Annotated in this window: 3 protein-coding genes; 2 read left to right on the forward strand and 1 reads right to left on the reverse strand. The window is 65.7% G+C overall.

The features are described from left to right. Nucleotides 1-417 precede the first annotated feature (417 nt). Nucleotides 418-4,449, forward strand: coding sequence for an ATP-binding protein (locus J7360_RS04895; RefSeq protein ID WP_209033384.1), 4,032 nt, complete (start codon nucleotides 418-420; stop codon nucleotides 4,447-4,449). A 74-nt stretch (nucleotides 4,450-4,523) separates the two neighbouring features. Here J7360_RS04895 and J7360_RS04900 read toward each other — a convergent pair whose 3' ends face one another. Further along, nucleotides 4,524-5,306, reverse strand: coding sequence for a TSUP family transporter (locus tag J7360_RS04900; RefSeq protein WP_209028953.1), 783 nt, complete (start codon nucleotides 5,304-5,306; stop codon nucleotides 4,524-4,526). A gap of 97 nt (nucleotides 5,307-5,403) precedes the next feature. On the opposite strand from J7360_RS04900, the gene J7360_RS21310 reads away from it, so the two are divergent. Beyond that, nucleotides 5,404-5,559 (forward strand): YchJ family metal-binding protein (locus J7360_RS21310; protein WP_244667767.1); only part of this gene is annotated, 156 nt, incomplete at its 3' end.

The raw sequence follows: 5,559 nt of genomic DNA on the forward strand, positions 1-5,559 counted from the left end.
TGGGGCCCCGACATGCAAACTGCAGAAGCAACAGCTACACGATATTGAAAGCATCAAAGCATCAAAGCATCAAAGCATCAAAGCATCAAAGCATCAAAGCATCAAAGCAGCAAAGCAGCAGGTTGGGATGCGCTAACGGAGACGGGGTGATGATGGTCGCGATCGGCCGATGTGGAAAAAGTGGGTGGTACAGGTGCTCGAACGACGGCAGCTTTTGTGGCACGCGTGCGACCTTTACACAACCTGGGCCAAGGCACCTGTTTTTGTAGGAGCGACCCTGGTCGCGAGGCCGTCCATGCACTCCATTCGCTACCCTGCTCAAGTTCTTCCCGTAACACCGCACCACAAGGAACTGCTTCACCGCTCGTGATGGTCTGTCCTTGGCGTCTCCTTCGTTTCGTTTTTGGTGAGTGAGCAATGAATTCCCAGTCCAATCTGTCGCCGGCGCAGCCGGGTGCCTCCTTGTTTGCCGAGACGCTCGCCGAGCAACGTGCGCAGCAGTTCCGCATGCGGCGCTTGCAGGTGCACAACTGGGGCACCTTCAACGGGCTGACCGAAGTGCCGATCGCGGAGAAGGGCTTCCTGTTCGTGGGGCGTTCGGGGTCGGGCAAGTCCACCTTGCTGGATGCGATGTCGGCACTGCTGACGCCGCCGAGCATCGTCGACTTCAACGCTGCCGCGCGCGAAGCCGAACGCAGTGGGCGCGATCGGAGTCTGGTGTCGTATGTACGCGGTGCGTGGGCCGATCAGCAGGACAGCGCGTCCGGCGAAATCGCCACGCAATACCTGCGCAAGGGCGCCACCTGGACCGCATTGGTGTTGGAGTACGCAAACGCGCATGGCCAGACGGTGAGCCTGATCCGGTTGTTCTGGATCGCCGGCAGCGGTAACGCGGCGGCCGATGTGCGGCGCCACTACATGGTCGCGCCACGCCGTTTGGACGTGGCGACCGAGCTGGATGGCTTCGATCTCGACCTGCGCAGGCTCAAGGCGCGGTTGGGCGATGACGTTGCGCATTTCGACGGCTTCGCCGGCTACGCCGAACGTTTCCGGCATGCGCTGGGCATCGGCAACGAAATGGCGTTGCGGCTGTTGCACAAGACCCAGTCGGCCAAGAACCTGGGCGATCTCAATGCATTCCTGCGCGGTTTCATGCTGGACGAGCCGCGGACCTTCGAAGCGGCCGACCGGCTGGTGGAAGATTTTGCCGAACTCGATGGCGCGCACCATGCAGTGGTCACCGCACGGCGCCAGGTAGAAACCCTGAGCCCTGCGCGCGAGCACCACGCGGCGCTGATGGCGCTGCGCCACAGCGTCGGCGAGTTGCGCGAGCTGCAGCTGGGTGTGGACAGCTACCGCGAGCAGCAGCGGTTGGCCTTGCTGGATGAACGGCTGCAGGAGCTGGACAACCAGGACCGTGGACTGGCCGGCGAAGAAGGCCAGCGGCGCGAATCGCTGGATAACCACGAGCAGAAGCTGCTCGGCCTGGAGCGCGAGCAGCGCGCCGCCGGCGGCGAGCAGATCGAAGAACTGGAACGCGAACGCGCACGCGTCGAGCGCGAGCGCGACGAACGCCTGCGCCGCCGTGCGCAGATCGAACAGGCCTGCCGTCAGCTCGGTACCGCGTTGGCGGCCGGTGCCAGCGGCTTTGCCGCGCAGATTGCGCATGCGCAAACCGTGCTGGATAACGGCAAGCACGACGCCAGCGCGCTGGACGAGGCGATCGCCGAGCGCATGGGCGCGCGGCGCGACGACGAACGCCGCTTTGCCGAGATCCGCGCCGAACTGGATGCGCTGAAGCGCGCGCCATCGAGCATGCCCGCACCGATGCAGGCGCTGCGCGCGCGCTTGTGCGAAGACACCGGCATTGCCGAGGCTGCGCTGCCGTTCGTGGGCGAGCTGGTGCAGGTGCGCGAAGACCAATCGGCCTGGCGCGGCGCCATCGAGCGTGTGCTGCACGGCTTCGCGCAGTCGCTGCTGGTGGACGAGCGGCATTACGCGCAGGTCAGTGAATGGGTCAACCGCACCCATATCGGTACGCGCCTGGTGTACTTCCGTGTGCGCCGTAACGACGAGCTGCACTCGCGGCGGGTCGATCCCGGCGCGCTGCCCGGCAAGCTGCAATTGCGCGAGCACGCCTTTACCGAATGGTTGCGCAACGAGCTCACCCGCCGTTTCGACTACGCCTGCGTGGACAACGCCGCCGCACTGCGCAACGCCGACCGCGCGATCACCCGCGAGGGCCAGGTCAAGCACCCGGGCGATCGTTACGAAAAGGACGACCGCCACGCCGTCAACGACCGCAAGCGTTGGCTGCTCGGTCACGACAACCGCGACAAGCTCAAGGTGTTCGAGCGCGAAGCGCAGGCGCTGGCCCAGCGCATCGCCAGCTGCGATGCCGATGTCGCAGCGCTGCGCAAGCAGCGTGAGCAGGACCAGGAGCGCCAACTGGCTGCCCACACCCTGGTGGAGCGCGACTGGGACGAGATCGACGTCGGTCCCAAGCTGCAGCGCCTGAGCGATATCGATGAACAGTTAGTGCAGCTGCGCGAAGGCAACAGTGGCCTGCGCGCGCTCGGCCAGGCCATCGACACCGCACGCACCTTGCGCGACCAGGCCAAGCGCACTTATGAAGATGTGCGGCTGGAGCGCGCGCAACTGGCGCGCGAGCGCGTGCGGCTCGAACAGCAGCATGCCGCATGTGCGGGCCGCGCCGGCAGCGCTACGCTCACGCCCACCCAGTTGCAGGGCCTGCGGGAACGGCTCGCCGCCTTGACGCCGCTGTCGCTGGACAATCTGGAAGCGCATTTTCGCGTGGTCGAACGTGGCCTGGCCGAGCAGCTGGCCGACAGCCAGGGCCGCGACAGCCGGCTCAGCGCGCAGTTGCTGGAATGCTTCCGCAAGTATTGCCAGCAGTGGCCCGAAGACAGCGGCGATTTCACCGTGAGCCTTGCCAGCGCCGACGATTTCCTCGCGCGCCTGGACCGGCTGGAAAGCGATGGCCTGCCGCGGCACGAGCATCGTTTCTTCGATTTGTTGCAGACCCAGAGCAAGAACAACCTGCTGGCCTTGCAGCGCCACACCGCCGAGGCCCACAAGGGCATCAAGCAGCGCATGGACGAGGTCAACGCCAGCCTGGAGCAGGTGCCGTTCAACCGCGACACCATCCTGACCATCGAGGTCGGCGACCGCCGCCTGGCCGAAGTGCAGGAATTCCAGCAGCAGTTGCGCGCAGTGCTGTCGCATCAACAGACCGAAGACCGGGCCCTGGCCGAAGCGCAGTTTTCCACCTTGCGCGCGCTGGTGGCGCGCCTGGGCGCGCAGGAACCGGAGGCACGCCGCTGGCGCGAGCAGGTGCTGGACGTGCGCCTGCATGTGGAGTTCATCGGTGTGGAGCTGGACGCCCAGACCCGTGCGCAGGTGGAGATCTACCGCAGCGGCGCCGGCAAATCCGGCGGTCAGCGCCAGAAGCTGGCAACCACCTGCCTGGCGGCCGCGTTGCGTTACCAGCTCGGCGGCGAAGACGGCGAACTGCCGCGCTACTGCGCGGTGGTGCTGGATGAAGCCTTCGACAAGGCCGACAACGAATTCACTGCGCTTGCGATGAATATCTTCGAGAACTTCGGCTTCCAGATGGTGGTGGCCACGCCGTTGAAGTCGGTGATGACCTTGGAGCCCTTCATCGGCGGCGCGTGCTTTGTCGAAATCAGCGGCCGCCACAACTCCGGCGTGTTGCTGATCGAATACGACGAGCAGGCACAGCGATTGAAGCTGCCCGAGCGCGCGCGTGGCGATGAGCCGGCAGTTGCCGATGCCGTTGATGCTGCGCCGTCGATCGAGGCTGCGGGCGAGCCTGCAGGAGTGCAGGGCGCTGTCAGCGCAGATGGCATGGCAATTGACGGCGCCGCAGTGCCCACGGCATCGCCTGCCACCGATGAGACCTTGTCCGCGGCGCCGGAAACGCAGACCGGTCAGCGCACGCCGGCAGTCGCGACGGCGAACAAGCAGAACAGGAACGCCAAGACCGCCAAGACCGCATCTTCCACGCGCGCTGCGGCACAGTCGCAAGTAATGCAGACCAAGAAATCGACTTTGCGCACTCCAGCTTTGGCTAGCAAGGCGGTATCCGACAAACGCGCATCGGGTGCGTCGGCGGTGCCTTCGGCAGCTGCATCCAGGTCCAGCGTCGGCAAGACCACTCGGTCTTCGAAAACACCGGGCAAGCCGATTGCGGCCACAAACGCATCCAGCGCCACATCCGGGAAGGGCGCCACCGCCTCTGCGGCGGTGAAAACTGCCGCAGCCAAGCCACGTGCAACAGCTGCATCGACCGGGCAGCCAGTACGCGGTGCCGGCAAGACAAGCTCCAAGCGCGCGGCGACGACTGCTTCACCGGCCAAAACGCGCGGCGCCAAGCCAGGCACGGCGCAGTCGCGCGGCAAGCGCTGACCATCGGGCACGGGCGACGCCATCTGCGCGGTGGCGTCGCCCATCGAGCATCTCGCATCGCCAGCACGTTGCGATTACTGCTGCAGCAGATCCCAGCCCATCTTGCCGATCAGCACGATCACCAGCACCAGGAACAATTTGCGGATCAATGGCGTGCCGCCGCGTAACGCCATCCTTGTGCCGGCCACCGCGCCGGCCACGTTTGCCGCCGCCATCGGCAGGCCGATCGCCAGCATCACCTGTCCACTGGGCAAGAAGAACGACAACGCCGCAAGGTTGGTGGCCAGGTTGACGACTTTTGCCGCCGCCGAGGCGCGCAGGAAATCCAGCCCGAAAAAGCGAATGAACAGGAAGATCAGAAAGCTGCCCGTCCCCGGGCCGAAGAACCCGTCGTAGAAGCCGATCGCCGCTCCCATCGCCAACGCGGTGGCCAGTTCGCGCCGGCCGATCCGACGTGGCCGATGCAGCGCGCCGAAGTCCTTCTTGATCAGCGTGTAGATCAGCATCGCGATCAGCAGCACCAGAATCAGCGGCCGCACCGCCTGCCTGGGCATCAGGCTGACGGCGGTCGCGCCCAGGAACGAAAACGTAAACGCCGCCGCGGTGGCATACAGCACCGGCCGCCACGGAAAGCGCACCGTGCGCGCGTATCGCCACGCCGACGCAGCGGTGCCGAACATTGCGCTGAACTTGTTGGTGCCCAGAATCAGCGATGGCGCCTGCTGCGGCAGTGTCGCAAACAGGCCAGGCAGCTGGATCAATCCGCCACCACCGACCGCCGCATCCACCAACCCGGCCACGAACGCAATGCACAGCAGCCACGGCAATTGGGTGGGAATCAATTCCAGCAAGACCACGCTCCGCGCGACGGGGGCGACAGCATAGCCGCCGCTCCCGCTTCCCGCTTTGCAACGCGCCCCCCCAATCTCCAATTCCATCCCGCACAATCCCCGCATGCCGACCACATCCACCGACCCCTGTCCCTGCGGCCGCCCGGCCGATTACGCACGTTGTTGCGGCCCATATCACGCCGGTGCCGCCGCGCCCGACGCCGAGACGTTGATGCGCGCGCGCTACAGCGCCTACGTGCGCCGCGATGCTGCGTACCTG

Source organism: Xanthomonas sp. D-99 (assembly GCF_017746145.1).
Taxonomy (GTDB): domain Bacteria; phylum Pseudomonadota; class Gammaproteobacteria; order Xanthomonadales; family Xanthomonadaceae; genus Xanthomonas; species Xanthomonas cissicola.